This is a genomic window from Mycobacterium sp. 852014-52144_SCH5372336 (assembly GCF_001665615.1).
GTDB lineage: Bacteria > Actinomycetota > Actinomycetes > Mycobacteriales > Mycobacteriaceae > Mycobacterium > Mycobacterium neumannii_A.
Window position 1 is genome coordinate 20,197 of sequence record NZ_LZSW01000048.1, and the last position, 22,435, is coordinate 42,631.

Annotated in this window: 24 protein-coding genes and 4 tRNA genes; 11 read left to right on the plus strand and 17 right to left on the minus strand. The window is 65.9% G+C overall.

All coding sequences use genetic code 11. From position 1 onward, the window contains the following. Positions 1-31 precede the first annotated feature (31 nt). A complete protein-coding gene (locus A5759_RS13400) occupies positions 32-1,594 on the minus strand; it encodes an NAD(P)/FAD-dependent oxidoreductase (RefSeq protein WP_068198421.1) in 1,563 nt (520 codons plus the stop codon). A 48-nt stretch (positions 1,595-1,642) separates the two neighbouring features. Beyond that, positions 1,643-2,239 carry a TetR/AcrR family transcriptional regulator gene (locus A5759_RS13405; protein WP_068198424.1) on the minus strand — a complete coding sequence of 199 codons (597 nt, stop codon included), beginning with the start codon at positions 2,237-2,239 and terminating at the stop codon, positions 1,643-1,645. Between the two features lie 71 nt (positions 2,240-2,310). On the opposite strand from A5759_RS13405, the gene A5759_RS13410 reads away from it, so the two are divergent. Genes A5759_RS13410 through A5759_RS13420 form a run of 3 tightly spaced genes read left to right on the plus strand, consistent with a single transcriptional unit; the run spans position 2,311 to position 4,074 of the window. Continuing rightward, a complete protein-coding gene (locus tag A5759_RS13410) occupies positions 2,311-2,805 on the plus strand; it encodes a DUF2834 domain-containing protein (RefSeq protein WP_064397526.1) in 495 nt (164 codons plus the stop codon). 25 nt (positions 2,806-2,830) lie between these two features. Continuing rightward, positions 2,831-3,289 (plus strand): ester cyclase, encoded by a 459-nt coding sequence (locus A5759_RS13415; RefSeq protein ID WP_068198426.1) that lies wholly within the window; start codon positions 2,831-2,833, stop codon positions 3,287-3,289. After that, positions 3,286-4,074, plus strand: coding sequence for an MBL fold metallo-hydrolase (locus A5759_RS13420; RefSeq protein ID WP_068198429.1), 789 nt, complete (start codon positions 3,286-3,288; stop codon positions 4,072-4,074). Before A5759_RS13415 ends, A5759_RS13420 begins: the two co-directional genes overlap by 4 nt. On the opposite strand, the gene A5759_RS13425 is transcribed toward A5759_RS13420, so the two are convergent. The 4 genes from A5759_RS13425 to A5759_RS13440 form a co-directional block, all read right to left on the minus strand. Beyond that, positions 4,075-4,914 carry an SDR family oxidoreductase gene (locus A5759_RS13425; RefSeq protein ID WP_068198431.1) on the minus strand — a complete coding sequence of 280 codons (840 nt, stop codon included), beginning with the start codon at positions 4,912-4,914 and terminating at the stop codon, positions 4,075-4,077. Positions 4,915-5,638: 724 nt separating this feature from the next. Next, a tRNA-Phe gene (locus tag A5759_RS13430) sits at positions 5,639-5,712 on the minus strand. A gap of 42 nt (positions 5,713-5,754) precedes the next feature. Then, positions 5,755-5,831 (minus strand) — tRNA-Asp (locus A5759_RS13435). A 33-nt stretch (positions 5,832-5,864) separates the two neighbouring features. Then, positions 5,865-5,937: transfer RNA gene (locus tag A5759_RS13440), tRNA-Glu, on the minus strand. Positions 5,938-6,059: 122 nt separating this feature from the next. Between A5759_RS13440 and A5759_RS13445 the strand changes: the two genes are divergently transcribed. Further along, positions 6,060-6,132: transfer RNA gene (locus tag A5759_RS13445), tRNA-Lys, on the plus strand. A gap of 155 nt (positions 6,133-6,287) precedes the next feature. Here the strand turns inward: A5759_RS13445 and A5759_RS13450 are convergent. Continuing rightward, on the minus strand, positions 6,288-6,521 hold the full coding sequence (locus A5759_RS13450; protein WP_156616912.1) for a hypothetical protein: 234 nt from the start codon (positions 6,519-6,521) through the stop codon (positions 6,288-6,290). 73 nt (positions 6,522-6,594) lie between these two features. Beyond that, positions 6,595-7,629, minus strand: a complete 1,035-nt coding sequence (locus A5759_RS13455; RefSeq protein ID WP_068198434.1) for an oxygenase MpaB family protein — start codon at positions 7,627-7,629, stop codon at positions 6,595-6,597. 70 nt (positions 7,630-7,699) lie between these two features. Between A5759_RS13455 and A5759_RS13460 the strand changes: the two genes are divergently transcribed. Next, positions 7,700-8,284 (plus strand): TetR/AcrR family transcriptional regulator, encoded by a 585-nt coding sequence (locus A5759_RS13460; RefSeq protein WP_068198437.1) that lies wholly within the window; start codon positions 7,700-7,702, stop codon positions 8,282-8,284. 6 nt (positions 8,285-8,290) lie between these two features. Here the strand turns inward: A5759_RS13460 and A5759_RS13465 are convergent, their stop codons facing one another. From A5759_RS13465 to A5759_RS13475, 3 genes are all read right to left on the minus strand, one after another. Then, positions 8,291-8,707, minus strand: a complete 417-nt coding sequence (locus A5759_RS13465; protein ID WP_156616913.1) for a hypothetical protein — start codon at positions 8,705-8,707, stop codon at positions 8,291-8,293. 157 nt (positions 8,708-8,864) lie between these two features. Next, positions 8,865-9,287 (minus strand): hypothetical protein, encoded by a 423-nt coding sequence (locus A5759_RS13470; RefSeq protein WP_231984631.1) that lies wholly within the window; start codon positions 9,285-9,287, stop codon positions 8,865-8,867. Between the two features lie 122 nt (positions 9,288-9,409). Beyond that, positions 9,410-9,868 (minus strand): hypothetical protein, encoded by a 459-nt coding sequence (locus A5759_RS13475; protein WP_231984632.1) that lies wholly within the window; start codon positions 9,866-9,868, stop codon positions 9,410-9,412. A gap of 212 nt (positions 9,869-10,080) precedes the next feature. On the opposite strand from A5759_RS13475, the gene A5759_RS13480 reads away from it, so the two are divergent. From A5759_RS13480 to phoU, 4 genes are all read left to right on the plus strand, one after another. After that, positions 10,081-11,079, plus strand: a complete 999-nt coding sequence (locus tag A5759_RS13480) for an acyl-ACP desaturase (protein WP_064348081.1) — start codon at positions 10,081-10,083, stop codon at positions 11,077-11,079. After that, entirely contained in the window at positions 11,076-12,236 is a 1,161-nt protein-coding gene (gene dusB, locus A5759_RS13485) for a tRNA dihydrouridine synthase DusB (RefSeq protein ID WP_068198442.1), read from the plus strand. Before A5759_RS13480 ends, dusB begins: the two co-directional genes overlap by 4 nt. 185 nt (positions 12,237-12,421) lie before the next feature. After that, the gene (locus A5759_RS13490; RefSeq protein ID WP_068198445.1) at positions 12,422-14,539 is read left to right on the plus strand and encodes an LCP family protein; all 2,118 of its coding nucleotides are present in this window, start codon (positions 12,422-12,424) and stop codon (positions 14,537-14,539) included. A 94-nt stretch (positions 14,540-14,633) separates the two neighbouring features. Beyond that, positions 14,634-15,302 (plus strand): phosphate signaling complex protein PhoU, encoded by a 669-nt coding sequence (phoU, locus tag A5759_RS13495; RefSeq protein WP_068198449.1) that lies wholly within the window; start codon positions 14,634-14,636, stop codon positions 15,300-15,302. A gap of 18 nt (positions 15,303-15,320) precedes the next feature. On the opposite strand, the gene pstB is transcribed toward phoU, so the two are convergent. The 6 genes from pstB to A5759_RS13525 form a co-directional block, all read right to left on the minus strand. Further along, positions 15,321-16,097 carry a phosphate ABC transporter ATP-binding protein PstB gene (pstB, locus tag A5759_RS26330; RefSeq protein WP_068198452.1) on the minus strand — a complete coding sequence of 259 codons (777 nt, stop codon included), beginning with the start codon at positions 16,095-16,097 and terminating at the stop codon, positions 15,321-15,323. Between the two features lie 9 nt (positions 16,098-16,106). Beyond that, the gene (gene pstA, locus A5759_RS26335; protein ID WP_068198454.1) at positions 16,107-17,021 is read right to left on the minus strand and encodes a phosphate ABC transporter permease PstA; all 915 of its coding nucleotides are present in this window, start codon (positions 17,019-17,021) and stop codon (positions 16,107-16,109) included. After that, complete coding sequence (gene pstC / locus A5759_RS13510) at positions 17,018-18,061, minus strand: phosphate ABC transporter permease subunit PstC (RefSeq protein WP_068198458.1); 1,044 nt, start codon at positions 18,059-18,061, stop codon at positions 17,018-17,020. The genes pstA and pstC overlap by 4 nt, the downstream gene beginning before the upstream one ends. Before the next feature lie 48 nt (positions 18,062-18,109). Further along, positions 18,110-19,243, minus strand: a complete 1,134-nt coding sequence (gene pstS / locus A5759_RS13515) for a phosphate ABC transporter substrate-binding protein PstS (RefSeq protein WP_068198898.1) — start codon at positions 19,241-19,243, stop codon at positions 18,110-18,112. A gap of 124 nt (positions 19,244-19,367) precedes the next feature. After that, positions 19,368-20,261 carry a mycothiol synthase gene (gene mshD / locus A5759_RS13520; protein ID WP_068198461.1) on the minus strand — a complete coding sequence of 298 codons (894 nt, stop codon included), beginning with the start codon at positions 20,259-20,261 and terminating at the stop codon, positions 19,368-19,370. Next, positions 20,258-21,037, minus strand: a complete 780-nt coding sequence (locus A5759_RS13525; protein WP_068198899.1) for a response regulator transcription factor — start codon at positions 21,035-21,037, stop codon at positions 20,258-20,260. Before A5759_RS13525 ends, mshD begins: the two co-directional genes overlap by 4 nt. A 160-nt stretch (positions 21,038-21,197) precedes the next feature. Here A5759_RS13525 and lmeA point away from each other — a divergent pair, with 160 nt between their 5' ends. Together lmeA and A5759_RS13535 are read left to right on the plus strand one after the other, a co-directional pair. Beyond that, on the plus strand, positions 21,198-22,013 hold the full coding sequence (lmeA, locus tag A5759_RS13530) for a mannan chain length control protein LmeA (RefSeq protein WP_231984633.1): 816 nt from the start codon (positions 21,198-21,200) through the stop codon (positions 22,011-22,013). Then, positions 22,010-22,432: a thioredoxin family protein gene (locus A5759_RS13535; protein WP_068198464.1), complete on the plus strand. Its 423-nt coding sequence runs from the start codon at positions 22,010-22,012 to the stop codon at positions 22,430-22,432. Before lmeA ends, A5759_RS13535 begins: the two co-directional genes overlap by 4 nt. Positions 22,433-22,435: the final 3 nt, after the last annotated feature.

A 22,435-nucleotide genomic window follows, 5' to 3' on the forward strand; every position in this document is an offset into this window, starting at 1 on the left:
CATTCCCGGTGCGGACCGGTGAGAAACGGGCTCAGCGCACATCGGCCAGCGCCTGCTTGGCCGCGTTGTAGCCGGGGACGAACGTGATGCCCGGGCCGCCGTGGCAACCGGCGCTGCCGAGGTACAGCCCATCGATCGGAATCGGTTGATCGACATAGCCTTTGGGGCCCGGCCGATTCGGCCCCATCTGGTCGGGGTGGATCAGCCCGTGGCAGTAGTCCCCACCCGGAGCGCCGAACATGGTGCCCATGTGTTTGGGCGTGAACGTCGTGTGCCGGATGATGAGGCTCTCGAAGTTCGGCGCCAGCCGAGTGATCTTGTCGATCACCCGCCGGCCCATTTCGACCTTCATCTCGCCGTAGCCGTGTTCGCCCTCTTGGATGGGGAACCACAGCGAGAACGCGGAGGCCGCATGCTTGCCCGGCGGCGCCAGGCCCGGATCGTTGACCGACGGAATCTGCAGGGCGATCGACGGGTCGGTGGGCACGATGCCGCGCCGGGCATCCTCCCACTGTTGTTGGAGTTCCTCAGGGGTGCTGAAGATTCCGATGTTGGACTGCATGGCGGGGTCGTTCAGCAGCTCGTAGGGCGGCGCGAACTCCGGAATGCCGTCGAGCGCGAAGTGCATCTGCAGATAGCTGCCCCGGTGGTCCAGACGTGAGAAGCGGTCCCGCACATCTGCGGGAACCGCGTTGGGGTCGACGAGGCCGTTGACCGTCAAATCGGGCGCGACGCCGGAGATGACGATCGGGGCCGACAGCGATGTGCCGTCCTCGAGCCGCACCCCGGTGACCTTGCCGTCGGCGACGGTGACCTCCGCGACTTTGCTTCGCAACCGGAGTTCTCCGCCGTTGGCAGTGAACACCTCGCACAGATGCGACGTGAGGGCTCCGATGCCGCCTCGAAGCTTCTTGACCAACAACGCGTTCTCGTCGGGCACGGCGAAGCCGTAGGCGAGTGCGGCAGCCGTGCCCGGTGTGGCCGGCCCCCGGTAGGTGGTGTTGCATGCCAGCAGCGACAGCATGCCGCGCAACGCACCGTTCTTCTCCTTGTCCGGCAGGTAGCGGTCGAGTACGTCGGTGACCGAACCGAACAGCAGGTCGGTGATCGTCGATCGCTCGAATTCGTCTGTCGCGCAGGCATACATCTCGTCCAGTGACTTCGGGGGCTGGCCCGCGTCGAACCGGCCCAACGCCCGAGTGGGCGCCTGACACCACGCCATCAACCCGGCCATGCCGTTGACGGCTTCTGCGCCGTGCACCTCGTTGATGTGTGTCAGAAGCTTCACCGGGTCGGTGTAGTAGACCAACGGTTCGTCGCCCACGCCTCGCAGCGACACCGACATCACGTCGAGGTCGACTGTGGGCAGCGCATCGAGTCCGAGTTCTCGGCTGACCACCGCCGAGGTCGGGATCTGGACCGAGCCCGCGATTTCGAACTTGAAGCCGTCGAACAACTCGACCGTGGACGCCATGCCTCCGGCGTAGAGCTTCGCGTCCAGGCAGAGCGTGCGCATACCGGCCTTCTGAAGCACGGTGGCCGCGGTCAATCCGTTGTGTCCCGCACCGATGACGATGGCGTCGAAGTCGCTCATGGGCTGAGGCTGACAGCTGTCCCAAGTTTTGTCAATAATGACAAAACGTCATCCGGTGATGCCTTCGGCCAGCGAGCGAAGGGCTTCGCCGGTGAGCCGGGACAGCTCGGGAAGCGAGCGCTCGTCACCGAGCATCCACACCTCCATCGCGCCGAACACCGCGGCGGCGATGCACCGGGCGGTGACCGTGATCCGCATCCGCTCGTCGGTCTTGGCGCCGGATGGAAGGGCCTCGGCGAGGTGTTCGGCGATCACCTCGGCGAAGTCGGCCTCCACCTGACGCATGTGCCGCACCACCCGACCGGGTTCGAGCTCCTGCGCGCGCAGCGCGGCGGTTTGCGCAACAGCCCAGTCGTCATACGGGCGGGCCATGATCGCGCTGTGCACCGCATCGACGATCGGCTCCTGGGGATCGCGGGCGGCCAGCGCCGAACGGAACCAATCAAGTCCGGCGTAGTCGGCGAACAGCAGATCGTGTTTGGAGGCGAAGTGGCGATAGAAGGTCCGCAAGGACACACCGGCGTCGGCCGCGATCTGTTCGGCCGACGTCTCCTCGACTCCCTGCGCGAGGAACCGTACGACCGCCGCTTTCCGCAGCGCTTCGCGGGTGCGCTCGCTGCGCGCGGTCTGGGCCGGACGGGGCATGTGCTGAAAGTACCCGAAACAAGTTATGTCAATATTGACAAAACTTCGCCTTGGGGTGAGAAACTCCGATCATGGTTTCGTTGATCATTCACCTTGTCCTCGGGTTCGCGACGCTGGCCGTCATCGTCAAGGCGAATCCTGCGATCTTCGCGCGCTACGCCTCTGGTCCGCGCGTCACGAAGCTCGAGTTGTTCTACTACGTCGCCGGAATTGCCTCGGTCATCCTCGGCTACTACTTCAACAACCAGTTCGTGGCCGAGTACGCGCCGGCAGGGGGGCTGCACAACTTCGTATGGGGTCCGGGCAGCTGGTCGGAGTTCATCGCGCTCGGCTACGACAACCCGGCCGCCAGTTCCGCCAGCCAGGACTACACGATCATGAGCTTGCTGTTGTTCCCCGCGTGGTTGCTCGTCGACGGCCGCAGGCGCGACGTCAAACACGCCTGGCTGTACCTGGGCTTCATCCTGTTCGCCAGTTCGGCATTCGCCTGGGCGTTCTATCTCGCGACGATCGAGCGGCAGCACCGGCATCAGTCGATCGCCGCGGAGGTCACGTCACCGGCCTGACAACGCCCGGTCGTACAGTGCGTTCATGACCACCGACGCGCTGCGCAAACGCCGACTCGAGGTGATCCGTGTGCACATGGACACCGAGGTCACCAAGGAGTTCGACGCCACCCTCGCGACGTTCAAGAACGAGTCCGGGGGACGGCCGCACTACGAGATCATGGCCACCGGCCAAGTCTTCGACGGCGACGACGAGGTCATGGCCTACTACCGGAGCACGCGCACCGCGTTCCCCGATCAGCGCCACGACAACGTCCGGTTCCACGTCGCCGATGACGCCGTGATCGTCGAATTCGACTTGCTGGGAACGAATCTGGGCAAGTTCTACGGACTGCCGCCGACAGGTAGGGCCTTCCGCGTACCGGTGGCCGCGGTGTTCTTCTTCGAGGACGACCGCATCGTCAACGAGCGGATCTACTTCGACTCCGCGAGCCTCGTGACACAGATCGGCCGCACCGAGTTGCTCACCGGAGCCGCCCCATGAAGGTTCACCATCTCAACTGCGGATCGATGCATCCGTGGGGCGTCCCCGTCCTGGTCTGCCATGTGCTTCTCGTTGAGACCGACAACGGGCTGGTGCTCGTCGACAGTGGATACGGGTTGGCCGACTGTGCGGAGCCGGCGCGGCGCACCGGCCTCACCCGCCGCTTCTTCCGGCCGTTCTTCGACCCCGACGAGACCGCCGTGCGGCAGGTCGAACGGCTGGGCTTTCGCCGCGAAGACGTCCGCCACATCGTGGTCACGCATTTCGACATCGACCACATCGGCGGGATCTCAGACTTCCCTCACGCCGAAATCCACTGCACCGCCGCGGAAGTACTGGGAGCAATGCACCCGCCGACTCGGGGTGAACGCTTCCGGTTCCGATCGGCCCAGTGGGAGCACGGTCCCAAGATCGTCGAGCACACTCCCGCCGGCGAGAGATGGCGCGGGTTCGCCGCGGCCAAGGAGCTGACCGAAGTCTCGCCGGGCATCGTGCTGATGTCGCTGCCCGGCCACACCCGCGGGCATGCCTGCGTGGCCGTCGACGCGGGCCATCGCTGGCTTCTGCACTGTGGGGACGCCTTCTACCATCCCGACACCATCGGCGGCCCGCCGCGGATCCCACCGGCGCTCGGCGCGTTCGAGAAGGTCGCGGCGTTCGACCGTAAACAGGTGCGCGACAACCACGCTCGGCTGACCGAGTTATACCGACGCGGCGAACCCGATCTGCTTTTGCTGTGCTCACATGATCCGGGGCTGCTGCAGTACGCGAAGGAGACCGCGTAACTACTTCGCGGCGCGCTTGCGCAGCGCGGCCTCCATGCGCTCGAGCACGTCGAAGTAGCGCGTCGGCGCGATCCGGGCCAGGGCGTCGAACATGTAAGCGTCCGGGCCGACGAGGATTCGGGACTTGCCCGCCTCTACGCCGCGATGGATGATCTCGGCCGCCTTGTCCGGCTGGGTTCTGGTCATCGCCGCGAACTCCGCGACCACCTGGTCCTTGGTGGGTCCGCCCGGCTCGTCGCGGAATCGACCGTTGCGCACGATGTTGGTGTTCACACCTCCGGGGTGCACGTTGACGGCGGACACGCCGGTCCCCCGCAACTCCTGGCGCAACGAGTCGGTGAACCCGCGGACCGCGAATTTCGCTGAGCAGTAGGCGCTTTGGCCCGGCATGCCGACCAAGCCGAAGACGCTCGAGGTATTGACAATCACGCCCTCGTCCTGCTCGACGAGAATGGGCAGGAACGCCCTGGTGCCGTTCACCACGCCGTGAAAGTTGATGTTCCACAACCAGTCGTCATCGTCGACGACGGCGTCGAGCACCGTGGAGCCCAGCGCGACACCGGCGTTGTTGAACACCGCCCCGATCGGCCGTGGCGCCCACGCGCGCACCTCGGCGGCGAAGTCGCGTTGCGCCGAGGCATCGCTCACATCCAGGACCTTCAGCAGCGCCGGACCCCGCAGCGACGCCTCGGTCTCCTTGAGCCCCTGTTCGTTGACGTCGGCGATGGCCGCCGGGCAGCTGTACGACGAGAGCCGCTGCGCCAGTGCGCGTCCGATGCCGGATGCCGCGCCGGTGATGACCGCAGTCCGACCGCTGATCGTCCTACGCTGCTTGCTCATGGCGACTCCCGCTCTGGTGGTACACGAAGGTACCGATACGGTACGCGTAGGTACCGCGCATGACAAGGGCTATTCAGTCCGCGCGCCTACATGCTGGGCGGCGTGCAGTACGCGGAAGGTCACGCGCTGCGCGGAGGCCCCGACGCGACGGTAAAGGTCGTGGAGACGGCGAGGAAGTTGTGGCTTCACGACCGACATTGCCGCCTTCGACTCAGCCGTTCATTCGCAAGATCGTCAACCGGGTGCGTATCCGGAGCCGAGTAACCCCAATTTGCAGCGGTATTTCGACGGCCAGAACTGACCTCGGGCACCCCGCCTCGAGTAAACCGCGGGGTCGCCTTCGATCTGTGCCTTGCGCCGAGGTCGAAGCGGAGTGTTGCCGGCGACGTCAGATTTTGTGTGGCGGGGATGGGTTTGTGGGTAGCCGACCGAGGGTGGCGGGTACGGGATCGGCTGCGTCGGGGGCCCGTCGCAAGGTGGTCGTCGGCGCAGCCGGGGCGTTGAGAACACAGCCCTCTGCCGATGATCGCCGGTTCCAGCCCGTCGGATTCCGTCTGGGTAAGAAAATCCCTCGGGGAGGGGCGTTTTCTCATCCGTCCCGACACCTCAGCTCGGAACCGGGCGAGATTCTGACTAAAGGCTTCAGCCCATGATCGTGAATCGTGGCCGAGTGCTCACCGAAGTAGCCGAGGCATTGGATCGAAGGCAGAAATAACCTCTGAGGTGGCCAGGGCCGGGATCGAACCGGCGACCTTCCGCTTTTCAGGCGGACGCTCGTACCAACTGAGCTACCTGGCCCGGAAGGCACCGCTCGGGCGTAACCCAGATGCCTCGCCGCAATGGCGACCCTGACGGGACTCGAACCCGCGACCTCCGCCGTGACAGGGCGGCGCGCTAACCAACTGCGCCACAGGGCCTTGCTTGCGTCCCATCGTACGGGTCGCTGCGTGTACCCCCTACGGGATTCGAACCCGCGCTACCGCCTTGAAAGGGCGGCGTCCTAGGCCGCTAGACGAAGGGGGCCCAGCCGAATCTCTCCGGGGTACTCGCAACGCGATGACGTTGGGAGCTTCGATAGCTTAGGTTATCGGCACCCGAATCCTCAAACGAGGCCGACGCGGGTCACCCAGTATCCTGTCCATCGCGCCCCTATAGCTCAGTTGGTAGAGCTACGGACTTTTAATCCGCAGGTCCCAGGTTCGAGCCCTGGTGGGGGCACTGTTGTCGGGTACTGAAGGTAGAACCGTAGCGTGACATCCAGCCGCTGTCCGCGCTGCCGCCAGGATCGCCCCGCGTTCAATGGCACGTATTGTCCCGACTGCCGACGCGAGTACAACCGGGCGTACTACCGGCGAACACCTGAAAAGAATCCGTCACGCCGCGACGGCAAACAGAAGGCGATCGCAGGCGCCAAGGCATACGTTCTGCAGTACTTGCTGACCCACCCGTGCGTCGATTGCGGTGAAGATGACGTCGTGGTGCTCGAGTTCGACCACGTGACAGGAAACAAGCTCCGTGACGTCGGAGCGATGGCGCGCGCCGGCTGGAACCTGGCCGCCATACAAGCCGAGATCGCGAAGTGTGAAGTTCGCTGCGCGAATTGCCATCGACGAATCACCGCGCGGCGTCGACATAACCGACCGGCCTGATCGGCAGCACTTCTCGCGCCTAATCGCCGAATCAGACCTGCGGGCAATAGAACTGCGGCTGACCCCGGTACTCGACTGGCGGGAGGTTGCGCGCCGGCGTCTCGACCAGCGGCGCGTCTGCAGGCAGCCGACCCGTGGCACGGTCCATCGCGGAACGCTTGCGCGGATGCATCAGCCACCGCTTGGGCAACACCTTGGTCGCCAGCGTCACAACATCGCAGAAGCGCCGGTGCAACCACTCCTGTCGAGGTGACCAGGTGTAACCCATCAGCTCCCGAACCGGCGGATCGTAGAGGGCGACGGTCATGAACGTCAGAAAGCGCTGCATCACTTTGAGGTTCAGCCGCCACAACGGATCCGGAACCCACTCCAGCGAAGGGTGTTTGGGCATCGTCGAGAGATCCATCACCTCGCGGGCGGCCCAGTTGTTCTCCAAGACGTTGTTGCACATGTGATCCCAGTACTCCTGGAATTCTTCCCACGTCTTGGGCACGGGCCGCATGCTCATCCCGTACATCCGGTACCAGGTGATGTGTTCGTCGAACAGCTGCCGCTTCTGGGCCTCGGTCAGCCCGCCGCCGAACTTCTCGGCGGCCAGCAGGGTCGACTTGAAGAACGTCGCGTGCGCCCAGTAGAAGACGTCGGGGTTGAGCGCGCTGTACCTTCGGCCGCGCTCGTCGGTGCCCTTGATGCCGATGTGGTAGTCGCGGACCTCCGCGCCTGTCCTCGGTGCGCGATCACCGTCGAACACCACGCCGCCGATCGGGTAGATCGAACGCAGCAGCCGCGGAATCCGCTCCAGGAAGAAGATCGAGTGCTCCTGCACCGCGGCGCCCAACTGCGGGTGCATGTTCTGCATCGAGCCCGCCCAGGTGCCCTGAAACAGGCCGGTCCACTGACCGAAGTACCGCCACGTCAGCGAGTCGGGACCCAGCGGCAGCGGCGGTGCGTCGTAGCCGCCGGAGGTCACCGGACAGCCCGCAGCCAGCGAGGAAGCGTCGTCCTGCCCTCCCGACGGGTGGCGCTCCCGGGACACGGGGCACGTTTCAGACGTATCTTGAGTCACTGGTGTACTTCCGTCCGGAGGTAGCAGGATTTCTGACTACGGGCGTTGTCATACCGAGCTTAGGAGGGATGTGCCTTCGGGTCAAAGACGGGGCCGATGGTCGGGCGTGCCGTTGCAGGACCGTCAGGTGCTTCGCCGCGACGAACTCATCGCCGCGGGAGTGGAGCTTCTCGGTGCCGCCGAGGGCTCGTCCCTCACTGTCCGCGCCGTATGCCGGGCGGCCGGGTTGACCGAGCGCTACTTCTACGAAAGTTTCACCGACCGCGACGAATTCGTCCGCGCCGTGTACGACGACGTCTGCGCCAAAGCCATGTCCACTTTGACCTCGGCCGAAACCCCGCGCGACGCCGTCGAGCGGTTCGTCGCCTTGATGGTCGACGACCCGACCCGGGGCCGGGTGCTGCTGCTCGCGCCGGCCAGCGAACCGGTGCTGACGCGGTCGGGCGCCGAGTGGATGCCCAGCTTCATCGAGCTACTGCAGCGCAAACTCACCCGCATCACCGATCCCGAACGCGCGGCGATGACCGCCACCGGGCTGATCGGGGCCCTGACCGCGCTGTTCACCGCCTACCTCAACGGCCGGCTGGCCGCCACGCGAGAGCACTTCATCGACTACTGCGTCGAGATGCTGCTCGGCCGGGTGTCGAGCTACTAGACCGGCCTACTCGTCGGGCGTGACCGGTGCTTCCAGCTCTTCCTGCTCCGCGTTGGCGGCTTCCTCTTCGGCCTTGGACTTGGCCTCCCGACCGAGCGGATTGGCAACCGACGCGCCGGGATTCGTCGCCGTCGCATAACCACCCGCACAGTTCAGCGCGAGGTGAACCTGGCTGCCTGAGGCGTCGATGCGAAGAAACGACGCGTCCCAGGCGTTGGTGACGATGCAGTCGCCTTGATCGAGTTTGTCCCCCACGCGGGCGGCGACCACCGCCGTGCCGCCCTCCTCCTCGATCGCCGAAACCGCGTCGGAGTAGGTCTGGCCCACGACGTCCGGGGCGGCTGCCGCCGTCGCCGTGCCGAACAAGGGCATCGCCGACACCGCCGCACCGACCGCGCTGATCCCCAACATTCGCATTCGCATCGTCTGCTCGCCTCCGTGAGTGTGCTCCGGAGCGGCGCTGACGGGTGCCGTCCACCCCGGGGCGTGGATTCCACGCCACCCTCACGGGGCGGTGTGAACGTCGCGATGCGTCGAGGTTGACGGCGGGTGAAAACAGTTGAGCTTTGTGAAGCCCGCGTTACTCGTCAGGCGTGACGGGCGCTTCCAGCTCACTCAGTTCCTGCTTGGCAGCTTCCTGCTCGGCCTTGGACTTGGCCGCTCGCCCGAGCGGATTGGCAACGGAGGCACCGGGATTGGTGGCGGTCGCGTATTCGCCGGCGCAGTTCAGCGCGACAGACATCTCGTTCGAGTCGGCCTGGCTGATCCGCAGGAACGACGAGTCCCAGATATTGGTGACGATGCAATCGCCAAGGTCGAGCTTGTCGCCGACCCGGGAGGCGACCACTGCCGTCCCGCCGGCGTTCTCGATCTGTTCCTGAGCGTCGGAATACTTCATGCCCACGACGCTGGGAGCGGCCGAGGCAACACCCGAACCCAAGACGACAGCCGACGCCGCAACGCTCATCGCCGACATGAAGCCGATGGAGAGGATCTTCTTCACGTGCCCCAACCTCCGTGTCCGGGCGATGACCGCCGTGTAAACGCTGGTGGCAGTCTATTGCGGTTCGGTACACACCGCCACCGGAGCGAAGCGCCGGTTGTGGAGGTCGGACGGGCGAGAACTCAGTTGTCCGGCGTGACGGGTGCGGCCAGTTCCTGCTCTTCCAGCCTCGCCGCCTCGCGCGCGGCTTTCGCCTGCTGACGTTGCTGCTCGGCCTTGGCGTCGCGGCCGACGGGGCTCATCGCAGAGTTGCCCGGCGCGCCGGGCGAGGCGACCGCGGCATTGCAGTTCAGGGCCACCATGACATCGCTGTTGGAGACCGGGCGCCCCCGCGAGTTCGGGCGGCGAACAGCGGCATCCCACGCGTTCGTCACCAGGCAGTTGCCTTCGTCGGCGCTGCTCCCGACCCGCGTTGCGACCACGGCGTTGCCGCCGTACTGCTGGATGATCTTCTTGGCGTCCTTATAGGGGCGGTCGACGACGTCGGGGACCGCGGCGGCCTGGCCCGCTCCCACGAGCGCGGTACCCGCCGCTACCGCGGCGACGGCCGCGCCTGCCCACAGATGCCGCAACTTGAGCAACGCCCGTCCTCCGAGTCTCCGGTGATGCCAAATTCAGGGCGTAGGTGTTTGCCCGACGGGGATACTACATCGACGGATGCGACTCATGAGGCGGTTGTGACACTGTTGCGCGGAACTTGATGTCACCGGGGGACACAGATATATTGAGTGCAACCAACGGGTACAGATATCTAATGGGTGGGGCTCTCGCACGCGAGAAGGAGTAAGGATCAATGCACGAGAATTTGACTGACCTACATCTGCTGCATGAGCTCGAACCTGTCGTCGAGAAGTACCTCAACCGGCACTTGTCGATGCGTAAGGACTGGAATCCGCACGACTACATCCCGTGGTCGGACGGCAAGAACTACTACGCACTGGGCGGCCAGGATTGGGATCCCGAGCAGTCGCAACTGTCGGAAGTCGCCCAGGTGGCGATGATCCAGAACCTGCTGACCGAGGACAACCTGCCGTCGTATCACCGCGAGATCGCGATGAACATGGGCATGGACGGCGCATGGGGCCAGTGGGTCAACCGGTGGACCGCCGAGGAGAACCGGCACGGCATCGCACTGCGCGACTACCTCGTCGTCACCCGTTCGGTCGACCCCGTGCAGCTGGAACAGCTGCGCGTCGAGCAGGTCACCCGCGGCTTCTCCCCCGGTCAGAACCAGCAGGGCGACCTCTTCGCGGAGAGCCTCTTCGACTCGGTCATCTACGTGACCTTCCAGGAGTTGGCGACCCGCGTCTCGCACCGCAACACCGGCAAGGCGTGCAACGAGACCGTGGCTGACCAGCTGCTGGCTCGGGTGTCGGCCGATGAGAACCTGCACATGATCTTCTACCGGGACGTCTCCGAAGCCGGCTTCGACATCGCGCCCGACCAGGCGATGCACTGTCTTCACCGCGTGCTGCGCAACTTCAAGATGCCCGGTTACACGGTTCCCGAGTTCCGCCGCAAGGCCGTCATCATCGCCGTCGGCGGTGTCTACGATCCGCGTATCCACCTCGACGATGTGGTGATGCCGGTGCTCAAGAAGTGGCGGATCTTCGAACGCGAAGACTTCACCGGTGAGGCCGCGCGCATGCGCGACGACCTCGGTGTGCTCGTCGAGGAGCTGGAGGAGGCCTCGCAGAAGTTCGAGGAATCCAAGCAGCGTCGCCTCGAGCGCGAGGCGCGCAAGGCCGAGAAGCTCTCCGCGAAGAAGGTTCTGGCCTCCTCGCCCTCATGACGGTCCTGGCCGACGAGCGCGAACTGCTGATCGGCCCGATACGGCTCCGCAGCCCGGTCGTACTGGCGCCGATGGCCGGTGTGACCAACGTCGCGTTCCGCACCCTGTGCCGCGAACTCGAGCTGGCCAAAGCGGGCACGGTCAGCGGCTTGTACGTGTGCGAGATGGTCACTGCGCGAGCTCTGGTCGAGCGGCATCCGGGAACCATGCACATGGTGACGTTCGCGCCCGACGAGACCCCGCGCTCGCTGCAGCTGTACTCGGTCGACCCTCAGAACACCTACGCCGCGGCGAAGATGATCGTCGACGAAGGTCTGGCCGACCACATCGACATGAACTTCGGCTGCCCGGTGCCCAAGGTCACCCGGCGCGGCGGGGGTGCTGCCCTGCCGTACAAGCGCAGGCTTTTCGGGCAGATCGTCGCCGCGGCGGTCCGCGCGACCGAGGGCACCGAGATCCCCGTGACGGTGAAGTTCCGCATCGGGATCGACGACGGGCACCGCACCCACCTGGACGCCGGCAGGATCGCCGCCGAGGAGGGCGCCGCAGCGGTGGCCCTGCACGCGCGGACCGCGGCTCAGCGCTACTCCGGCAAGGCGGACTGGGACCAGATCGCGGCGCTCAAAGCGCACGTCACGGGCGTACCCGTGCTGGGCAACGGCGACATCTTCGAAGCCTCCGACGCGCTGGCGATGATGTCGGCCACCGGATGCGACGGTGTGGTGATCGGTCGCGGCTGTCTGGGCAGGCCCTGGTTGTTCGCCGAACTGTCGGCTGCGTTCACGGGGCGTCCCGCGCCCGCACCGCCCACGCTCGGCGAGGTGGCGTCGATCATCGTGCGTCACGGTGAACTGTTGGCAGCCCATTTCGGTGAGGACAAGGGCATGCGCGACATCCGCAAGCATGTCGCCTGGTACCTGCACGGATTCCCCGCCGGCGCCGACCTGCGACGGGCGTTGGCGCTGGTCAAATCCCTTTCCGAGCTCGAGGAACTGCTCAGCAGGCTCGATGCCGACGTGCCTTTCCCCGACGCCGCAACCGGTCCACGCGGCCGCCAGGGTTCTGCTGCCTCGGTGGCATTGCCCGAGGGCTGGCTGGCCGATCCCGACGACTGCACGGTGCCTGCCGGTGCCGAGGTCATGCACTCCGGTGGGTAGCCGTCTCCCAGTCGTCTCCGTCCCGAGACGACTCTGACATCACATCTCTCAGGATGTCTCAGTACGATATGAGTCTCGTTCGTAATGCGCTCCCGTCGCGGAGTCACCCAAGTGCCGTTGCAATGGCGCGCGGTGCCGTGTTCGCCCCTGAGCTGCACATGTCGAGAGTCGGAGGCCGGTAGGACATGAGTGACGGCGATAACGCCACTCCTGGCCCTCCCGACCCCACCGACGGTGACAACCGGTGGCTGACCCGCAGCCAACGGCCCGCGCCGGGCGCTGCGCCCTGGGAGCGTGCGGACCTTCCTCGCCGGCAGGAGCCGCCGGAGGCCGAAGCTGCCGAACCCGAGTCCACGGGTAACCACACCGACGGCGTGACCGTCGCCGACCTCATCGCCAAGTTGTCCGGTGACGGCGCGGTGCCCCCCGAACTGCGGCGTCGGCGCCGCCGCGCACCAGAGCCTCCCGAGCCGCCGGCACCGCCCACCGAGATCATCGCGGCGGTGCCCGACGCACCGGCGGGGCCGGACTCACCGGATGACCCCGGCGAACCAGCCGGACTGTACGAATCGGAGCCGTCCGCTTCCAGCGAGGACAACGACTGCGACACCGAGATCCTGCCGGTCGTCCGCGCCGGTGCGGAGCTGCCCGACCTCGCTCTCATTCGCAGGCCCAGCCGGGTGCCCGCGGCGCATGCGGCCACCGCCGGCAGGCCGGCGAAGCCCCGCAAACGTCGGCGCCGCACGCTCATCGCCGGACGCGCGATCGCCGCGCTGATCGCCGTGCTCGCACTCGCGATGACCGGCGGGGCGTGGCAGTGGCAGTCGGCGAAGAACAACATGATGAACCGGATCTCCGCGCTGGACCCCGATTCTCGCGACATCCTGGACCCCAACGCGCAATTCGGTGACGAGAACTTCCTGATCGTCGGTGTCGACAGCCGGCTCGGCGAGAACAGCGACATGGGCGCGGGCACCACCGAGGACGCCGCGGGCGCGCGCTCGGACACCGTCATGCTGGTGAACATTCCGGCGAACCGGGAACGTGTTGTGGCGGTGTCGTTTCCGCGGGACCTCGCGATCGAGCCGATGAAGTGCGAGCCGTGGGATCCCAAGACCGGCAACTACGGTCCGATCACCGACCCCGAGTCGCCGATGTACGGCGCCGAGGAGGTCTACACCGAGTACAAGCTGAATTCGGCGTACGCCGTCGGCGGACCCAAGTGTCTGGTCAAGGTCATTCAGAAGATGTCCGGCCTTTCGATAAACCGTTTCATGGCAGTGGATTTCGCCGGATTCTCGAAGATGGTGGACGCCCTCGGCGGAGTCGAGGTGTGTAGCACCACGCCGCTCGAGGACTACGAGCTCGGAACGGTGCTTCCCCACGCGGGTCGGCAGATGGTCGACGGACACACGGCTCTTCAGTACGTGCGCGCCCGCCAGGTGACCACGGAGACCAACGGCGACTATGGGCGGATCAAACGCCAGCAGCTGTTCTTGTCGTCGCTGATGCGCTCGATGATCTCCAAAGAGGTGTTCTTCTCGCTGTCCAAGCTCAACAACGTGGTCAACATGTTCATCAACGACAGCTATGTCGACAACATGGACACCAAGGACCTCGTCACGCTCGGCCAGTCGATCCAGGGCATCGCCGCCGGCCGGATCACGTTCCTGACCGTGCCGACGACGGGCTACATGGACGAGTACGGCAACGAGCACCTGCGCGAGGAGGACACCCGGGCGATCTTCGACGCGATCATCAACGACGATCCACTGCCTGAGGAGAAGAACGCCGACAACACCCCGGCGCCCGGGACGCCCGAGTCGTCGACCAGCGCCCAGCCCGAGTCGGCCGCGCCGACCCATGACGCCGCGCCGTCGGGTGAGCTCGTGGACGCGATCACCACCGATCCGGCCGACATCACGGTCCAGGTATCGAACTCCACCGGGGAGAACGGTCTCGCCGCGACCGCGGCCAGCGAACTGCAGACCCACGGTTTCAACGTCACCTCCCCCGACGACTACCCGAGTCCGCTGGATTCGACGACGGTGTTCTTCTCACCGGGCAACGAAGAGGCGGCGGCCACGGTGGCGTCCTCCTTCGCCAATGCCAAGGTGGAGCGAACGACGGGGATGGGCGACACCGTGCGCGTGGTGCTGGGCAGCGACTTCCACACCGTCACCCCGCCGTCACCGAGCGGCTCCCCGGTCCAGGTGCACGTCGTGCGCGGGTCCAGGAGCACCCCGACGCAGCTCCCGGAGGATCTCGCGGTCACGAACGCAGCCGACACCAGCTGCGAGTAACCGCGCCGGTCACGGCGTTTCAGCAGGTGGGGTTCACCTTTCGTTCACCGCTCGCTTCATGCCGTTTCGGTGGCGATGCCCGTAGGGTGGAGACATGCGTACTGCGTATCACGAGCAGTTGGAGGCTCTGACCACCCAGCTCGGAGAGATGTGCGGGCTGGCGGGCGCGGCGATGGAGCGCGCCACCCAGGCCCTGCTGCAAGCCGATCTCGTGCTGGCCGAACAGGTCATCACCGACCACGAACAGATCGCCCAGATGAGCGCACGGGCCGAGGAGTCGGCGTTCGTACTGCTCGCCTTGCAGGCGCCGGTGGCGGGCGACCTTCGGGCCATCGTCGGTTCGATCCAGATCGTCGCCGACGTGGACCGTATGGGTGCCCTCGCGCTGCACGTCGCCAAGATCGCCCGTCGCCGCCACCCCCAGCATGCACTGCCCGAAGAGGTGAACGGATACTTCGCCGAGATGGGCCGTCTCGCGGTGGAATTGGGCAACAGCGCCCAGGAGGTCCTGGTGACCCGCGACCCCGAGAAGGCCGCGCGCATCGGAGAAGAAGACGATGCGATGGACGACCTGCACCGCCACTTGTTCACGGTGTTGATGGATCGGGAGTGGAAGCACGGCGTGGCGGCCGCAGTGGATGTGACCCTGCTCGGTCGCTTCTACGAGCGGTTCGCCGACCACGCCGTCGAGGTCGCCCGGCGGGTGATCTTCCAGGTCACCGGTAAGCACCCCACCGAAGTGGATATGCCCGCGTCGCGGTGACGCGGGCGTTCGGGCGGCTCAGCCGAAGCGCCCTGAGATGTAGTCCTCGGTCGCCTTCTGGGACGGGTTCGAGAAGATCTTCTCGGTGTCGTCGATCTCGATGAGCCGGCCGGGCTTACCTGTGGCCTCGAGGTTGAAGAACGCGGTCTGATCGCTCACCCGTGCCGCCTGTTGCATGTTGTGCGTGACGATGACGATCGTGAACTCCTGCTTGAGCGTGGCGATCAGATCCTCGATCGCCAGCGTCGAGATCGGGTCAAGTGCCGAGCACGGCTCGTCCATCAGCAGCACGTCAGGCTCAACGGCGATCGCGCGAGCGATGCACAGCCGCTGCTGCTGCCCACCGGACAGTCCGCCGCCGGGCTTGTCCAACCGGTCCTTGACCTCGTTCCACAGGTTGGCACCGCGCAGCGACCGCTCGGCCACCTCGTCCAGTGTTTTCTTGTTGCGCACGCCTTGGAGCTTGAGTCCGGCGACCACGTTGTCGCGAATCGACATGGTGGGGAAAGGGTTTGGCCGCTGGAACACCATGCCGATGGTCTTGCGCACACCGACCGGGTCGACCCCGGCGCCGTAGATGTTCTCACCGTCGAGCAGCACCGAGCCCTCGACGCGCGCACCGGGGATGACCTCGTGCATGCGATTCAGTGTTCGCAGCACAGTGGATTTACCGCAGCCCGACGGGCCGATGAAGGCGGTCACGTTGCGGGGCGGGACCGCCAGCGAGACATCGGCCACGGCGTGAAACGCGCCGTAGTAGATGTTGACGTCCTTGAGATCTAAGCGCTTGGCCATCGAAATCTCCTAAACCTTTTTGGGGGCGAAGACCTTCGCGAGAATTCGCGCCCCGACGTTGAGTAAGGCGATCAGCAGGATCAAGGTCAGGGCGGCGCCCCACAACCGATCCGTGGGAACGGGATTCGCACCCGCACCCGCCGAGGTCTGGTCGTACATCATGCCGGGCAGCGAGCCCATGAAGCCGTCGAACATGTCGAAGTTCATCGCCTGCGAGTAGCCGACGAGGACCAGCAGCGGTGCGGTCTCACCCATGACGCGCGCCAGTGCCAACATGACTCCCGTGACGATGCCGGATAGTGCGGTTGGAATCACAATGCGGACAATGGTTTTCCACTTCGGCACGCCGAGGGCATAGCTAGCCTCACGCAGGTCCATCGGCACGATGCGCAGCATCTCCTCGGTCGCGCGCACGATGACCGGGATCATCAGCAGCACCAGGGACAGCGACACCGCGAAGCCGGACCGCGGGAAGCCGAACGTCGCCACCCACAGCGCGTAGATGAACAGCGCTGCGACGATCGACGGTACGCCGGTGAGGATGTCGACCATGAACGTGGTCACCTTGCCGAATCGTGTTCCGCCGCCGTACTCGACGAGATAAATCCCGACAAACACACCGATCGGAATAGAGATGGCTGCACACACCAAACCCTGCAGCAGCGTGCCCACGATGGCGTGGTACGCCCCTCCGCCCGCCTGGAACGCCGTCATACCCGCTTGTGAGTGCCAGAACCACTGCGGCGAGGTCAGCGAGTTGAAACCCTTGACGACCACCGAGTAAAGCACCCACAGCAGGGGAACCAGGGCGATCAGAACGCTCAGTGTGACCAGAATCGTCGCGACGTTGTTGGTCATCTTGCGGCGAAGGCTGACACCTTGGAAGGTGGTCGCCTTGACCGGCCGGTCCAGCGTCGACGTCACTTTGCACCCTTCCCGGCGACCGCCGCACGTGCCAGCGAGTTCACCACGAACGTCAGCACGAAGAGCACCAGGCCGGCGGCGATATAGGCGCCCGCCTTGTACTGGTCGTTGAATTCGCTTGCGGTGGCTGCGATCAGGCTCGCAAAGGTGTAGCCACCGTCAAACAGCGACCACCCGAACGCTTGCTGTGTTCCGCGCAGGATGATCAGCAGCGCGATGGTCTCGCCCAGCGCACGGCCGAGGCCGAGCATCGCCCCGCTGATGTAACCGGACATGCCGAACGGCAGTACGGTCGTGCGCACCACTTCCCAGCGGGTGGCACCCAGGGCCAGCGCCGCCTCGATCTGGCCCCGCGGTGTCTGGATGAACACCTCGCGCGTGACCGCGGTGATGATCGGAAGGATCATCACCGCCAGCACGATTCCCGCCGTGAAGATCGTCCCGCCGCCTGCCACCGACGCCGTCCCGGTCTTGAAGAGGAACAGCCAGCCGAGGTTCTCGTTCAGCCACAACGCAACCGGTTTGAGCACCGGGGCCAGGACGTAGAGCCCCCACACGCCGTAGATGATCGACGGCACCGCCGCCAACAGGTCGACCATGTACGCCAGCGGACCCGCGACCCGACGCGGCGCGTACTGGGTCAGAAAAATCGCGATGCCAAGGGCCACAGGCATCGCCAGAACGAGTGCGAACACCGACACGAATACCGTCACCTGCAGCAGATCGAGGATGCCGAAATGCATCGCCGACGTGTCGGTGGTCTTCCAGGTGCCGCCGTAGAGGAAGAAGTTCTCCTCGTTGCGCGCCAACGCCGGAATCGCCCGCCACAGCAGGAACGCCCCGATGGCCGCGATCAGTGCGACGATGAAGGCGCCCGAGCCCTCCGCCAGCCCGCGGAAGATCCGGTCGCCGACACGCTCTTTGGCGTTCCCCGACGGGTTGCTGCTTATCGGGGTCGGCTCGGGAAAGGGTGAAGCGAGCGCTTCACCCGATCCCGCGTCGGACGGATTGGGGATTGTCACCTCGAGCCTATCGGTCATCGGTCCCAGGACCCATCCTCACCGTATCCTCGGCGGCGCGCCAAGAAACTAGGCAATCGCTTCGATGGATGTCAGGAGTCGTTCCTTGAAGCGGTCCGGCAACGGCACATAGCCCGCGGGCGAGAGGTTCTGCTGGCCGTCGTTGGCGGAGATCGTGAGGAACGACTTGACCGCCGCGGCGGTTTCGGGGTCGTAGCCCTTCGAGCAGACGATCTCGTACGTGGCGAGCACCAACGGGTAGGCGCCGGGCTCCTTCGTCCCGTACAACGAGTTCAAGTCGAGCGTCAGGTCGTTGCCCTCCGCGGCGAACGTCGCAACGTCGATCGCCTTCTTGGCCGACTCATCGGTAAGCTCGACCGCGCCTGCGCCACTGTCGATTTGGGCGAACGGCACACCACCCTGTTCGGCGAAGCCCTTCTCCACGTAGCCGATCGATCCGCCGGTCGCCTGCACGGCCTGCACGACGCCTGCCGACTTCTGGGCGCCTTCGCCGGCACCGCCCTGGAACTCGCTGCCCTCGCCCTTGATCCAACTCTGAGGGGCCGCGGCGGCGAGGTACTTCTGGAAGTTGTCGGTGGTTCCGGAGGAGTCCGATCGGTAGATGGGCGTGATGCCGATGTCCGGCAGGTTGGTTCCGTCGTTGAGCGCAGCGATCGCGGGATCGTTCCACTTGGTGATCTGTCCCTGGAAGATCTTCGCGAGCAGGTCGGCGTTGAGAATCAGCTTGTCGACGCCTTCGATGTTGTAGGCCAACGCGACTGGGCCGAAGACCAGCGGAAGGTTCCATGCCGGGTTGCCGTCGCAGCGCTGGGCGGCCTGCTGGACCTGATCGCCCGACAGAGCCGAATCCGATCCGGCGAAATCGACCTGACCGGCGATGAACTGCTCGCGTCCGGCGCCGGATCCGGTGGGGTTGTACGACAGGTTCTTACCCGGGCAGTGCTGGCCCCAGACCTTGTTGAACTCGGCGATCGCGTTCTGTTGAGCCGTCGAACCTTCGGCCGTGACGGAGTTCTTGCCGCCGCACTCGACCGACGACGCCGCCCCGTCACCGCCCGTGGTCGCAGTGGTCCCGGCGTTGTTGTCGCTGCCACACGCCGACAGGGTCAACGCCGCGATCGCTGCCACCGAGAACGTGGTCAGCAGCGGGCTGCAGGTGGTCTTGCCAAGGTTGAACTTCACGAGTCCCACTTTCGAATCGGACGGCTTGAACTCCCTGGCAACGTATGCGGCGCCGGTGGACGAATCGCGGATGACAGGTGAACGGGCGGTGAACACGTTCAGTTAGTTGGCCGTGGTTTCCCAGCTAGCGGTCGACACGCTGCGCATAAGCGGCATCGACGGAGAACACCGTGAAGCCGAGCTTTCGGTAGGTGTTCACCGCCGCGGAGTTATCTGCTTCCACGTAAAGCATCACGGCGGAATCCGCACTCCCCGACAGTCGCTCGGCGAGGTGATGGAGACCGGTCAGGGTCAGCACTGCGCCGAGGCCGCGACCCTGGGCCGCTGGATCGACGCCGACGACATAGACCTCGCCGAGGTCGGCGTCGTGGATCTTCGTCCAGTGAAATCCGAGCAATTCATCGGTGTCCTCATCGACGGCCAGGAACAAACCGTCGGGGTCGAACCACGGTTCGCCACGGCGCTCGTCGATGTCGGCCTGGGTCCATCCACCCTGTTCGGGGTGCCAGACGAAGGCCGCGTTGTTGACCCGCAGCAGCGCGGCGTCCTCTGCCGGGCCGGAATAGGTGGTGATGCGGACACCGTCGGGTGTCGGTGTCGGCGGCAGGTCGGTCAGCGGACGCCGCATCTGCAGGAGTTCGCGCACCACCGTCAGCCCGAGCGAGGCGGCGGTCGCGCGTGCCGCCTCCAGGTTGCCGTGCGCCCACACGCGGGCGTCGTCTCCGCCCTCGGCGAGGCCCTTTCGCACCAGCGCCGCACCGATCCCGCGACGCCGCGAGCGCGGGTGCACGACCGCTTCGGCCATCACCGACTCATCGTCCCCGGCGAGGTTCAGATAGCCGACGATGTCCTCGTCGTCGCGGGCCACCAGGTGGCGGGTGCGGTCGTGCGGCAGTTCCCGCAGCACCTGCTCGCCGACCGGGGCGACGCCGTCCGCTGAGGTGGCGGCCTCGATCAGTTCATGGATGCGACGCTGCTCGTCGCCGGAGAGTTCGGTGCGCCAGAGAAGTTCCGTCACGGGCTTCGCAGCGGGTCGGCCAACGCTTCGGCTATACCGTCCGGCGTCTCCAAATCCACGCCGTCGATGTCGTCGGGGACCGCGGCTTCGGGGGTGGACGCGCGCCCGCGAGCCGGTCGGACCGCCTTGTAGCCGACGTTGCGCACGGTGCCGATCAGCGATTCGTATTCGGGGCCGAGCTTGGCGCGCAACCGTCGCACGTGCACATCCACCGTGCGGGTGCCGCCGAAGAAGTCGTAACCCCAGACCTCCTGCAGCAGCTGCGCGCGGGTGAAGACCCGGCCGGCGTGCTGGGCCAGGTACTTGAGCAGCTCGAATTCCTTGTAGGTCAGGTCGAGGGGGCGGCCGCGAAGGCGGACGGTGTAGGTGCCCTCGTCGATCACCAGTTCGCCGAGGCTGATCTTGCCGACGTTCTCCTGGTTGGCCACTCCGCCGCGGCGTCCGACGAGCAGCCGCAGCCGCGCGTCGATCTCGGCGGGCCCGGTGCTGGGCAGCAGGATCTCGTCAAGACCCCACTCGACGTTGACGGCCACCAGTCCGCCTTCGTTGACGACGGCCACCACCGGCACCGAGGTGCCGGTCGTGCCCAGCAGCCTGCACAACCCGCGGGCCGCGGCGAGGTCGGTACGTGCGTCGACGATCGCGACGTCGGCGCTGCCCGCCTCCAGAAGCGACGACACCTCGGTCGGGGCGGTACGCACCGTGTGAGCGAGAAGCGACAGCGACGGCAGCACAGCCTCAGGGTGTGGGTCGACTGTCAATAGCAGTAGATCCAACTGGCCCTCCAACAGCCATAGGGACCTCGCCTGGACATCTTTGTCGGTCGGTGACTCCCCAGATTCATGCTCGACATGCGCCCGTTACCGGGGCGATGGTTTTCTAACGATAGCGTGCAACCCGCTCTTCAGCTGCGTCGAACGAAGCGTTGAGCCCGCCGTGGGCCAGAATGTGCGGGTGCGCAAGCTGGTGCTCGGGGTGTTGGCGACGGTGCTGGCGGTCGCCCTGTGCGCCGTCGGAGCCGATTTCGGAGCGGCGATCTACGCCGAATATCGGCTGGCCAGAAGCGTGCGCACCGCCGCTGACCTGCAACACGACCCGTCGGTGGCGATCCTCGGGTTCCCGTTCACCACCCAGGCGGCCGACCGTCATTACGACGAGGTCGAGATCAGGGCGAACGGCGTCGGCAACCGGGTGGTCGGCAAGGCGTCGTTGGAGGCGACGCTGCACGACATCGATCTGCCGGGCGATTCGTGGATCGTCGAGCCCGACGCCACGCTGCGGGTCGGCAAGGCCGAGAGCCGCGTCATCATCGACTCGACGCATCTGGGCCGGTTCATGGACATCCCGGATCTGCTGGTCGAGGCGCCGACGGGAGAGAGCAACGACGCCACGGGCGGCACCACGGAATCGGGTATCTCCAGTAACAAGGGCGTGGTGTTCACGGGAACGCCGACGAAAGCCGACTTCCACGAGAGGGTGAGCATCGCGGTGGACCTCGAAGTCGCCGGACCGGACCAGACGACGTTGGTGATGACGGCCACCGGCGTGCTGACCGGCCCCGGCACGGCCGATCAGGAGGTGCCCGACGACAAGGAGGACGCCGTGCTGGCCGCGTTCACCGCGAGCCTGCCCGGACAGAAGTTGCCGTTCGCGCTGGCGCCGACCGCGCAGGGTGCCCGAGGCTCGGACATCATCATCGAGGGCATCGCCGAGGAAGTATCCGTCGCGCTCACCGAGTTCCATCTGTCATGAACTCTTCCTGGGTCTTGGCGATCACCGTGCTCATCGCGGCGCTCGGCGTGGCTTTCGTGATCGGGCGGCTGCTCACGCTTCGAGCGGGCTTGCGCGCGGCGAGCGAGGACGCGGCCAACGTCGACACCAGCGACCTCGGCCTGTCGACGACCGGACCGACGGTCGTGCACTTCTCTGCCGAGTGGTGCGGGCCGTGCGCCGCGGTGCGCACGGTGGTCGACGCGGTCTGTGCCGAGCTACCGGCGGTCGCCCACATCGAGATCGACATCGACGCCAACCCGCAGGCGGCGCGGCGTCTTTCGGTGCTCTCGCTTCCCACCACCATCCTGTTCGACAGGGACGGTCGGCCCCGCTATCGGACTCACGGTGTCCCCAAGGCCGCTGACCTGCGCTCGGCTCTGGAACCGCTGTTGGCTTGATCA

What these genes read in the sequence shown, in the direction of transcription:
- A5759_RS13400 (WP_068198421.1), bottom strand. Translation starts at nt 1,594, where the DNA reads ATGAGCGACTTCGACGCCATCGTCATCGGTGCGGGACACAACGGATTG.
- A5759_RS13405 (WP_068198424.1), bottom strand. Translation starts at nt 2,239, where the DNA reads ATGCCCCGTCCGGCCCAGACCGCGCGCAGCGAGCGCACCCGCGAAGCG.
- A5759_RS13410 (WP_064397526.1), top strand. Translation starts at nt 2,311, where the DNA reads ATGGTTTCGTTGATCATTCACCTTGTCCTCGGGTTCGCGACGCTGGCC.
- A5759_RS13415 (WP_068198426.1), top strand. Translation starts at nt 2,831, where the DNA reads ATGACCACCGACGCGCTGCGCAAACGCCGACTCGAGGTGATCCGTGTG.
- A5759_RS13420 (WP_068198429.1), top strand. Translation starts at nt 3,286, where the DNA reads ATGAAGGTTCACCATCTCAACTGCGGATCGATGCATCCGTGGGGCGTC.
- A5759_RS13425 (WP_068198431.1), bottom strand. Translation starts at nt 4,914, where the DNA reads ATGAGCAAGCAGCGTAGGACGATCAGCGGTCGGACTGCGGTCATCACC.
- A5759_RS13450 (WP_156616912.1), bottom strand. Translation starts at nt 6,521, where the DNA reads ATGGCAATTCGCGCAGCGAACTTCACACTTCGCGATCTCGGCTTGTAT.
- A5759_RS13465 (WP_156616913.1), bottom strand. Translation starts at nt 8,707, where the DNA reads ATGCGAATGCGAATGTTGGGGATCAGCGCGGTCGGTGCGGCGGTGTCG.
- A5759_RS13480 (WP_064348081.1), top strand. Translation starts at nt 10,081, where the DNA reads ATGCACGAGAATTTGACTGACCTACATCTGCTGCATGAGCTCGAACCT.
- dusB (WP_068198442.1), top strand. Translation starts at nt 11,076, where the DNA reads ATGACGGTCCTGGCCGACGAGCGCGAACTGCTGATCGGCCCGATACGG.
- A5759_RS13490 (WP_068198445.1), top strand. Translation starts at nt 12,422, where the DNA reads ATGAGTGACGGCGATAACGCCACTCCTGGCCCTCCCGACCCCACCGAC.
- phoU (WP_068198449.1), top strand. Translation starts at nt 14,634, where the DNA reads ATGCGTACTGCGTATCACGAGCAGTTGGAGGCTCTGACCACCCAGCTC.
- pstB (WP_068198452.1), bottom strand. Translation starts at nt 16,097, where the DNA reads ATGGCCAAGCGCTTAGATCTCAAGGACGTCAACATCTACTACGGCGCG.
- pstC (WP_068198458.1), bottom strand. Translation starts at nt 18,061, where the DNA reads ATGACCGATAGGCTCGAGGTGACAATCCCCAATCCGTCCGACGCGGGA.
- A5759_RS13535 (WP_068198464.1), top strand. Translation starts at nt 22,010, where the DNA reads ATGAACTCTTCCTGGGTCTTGGCGATCACCGTGCTCATCGCGGCGCTC.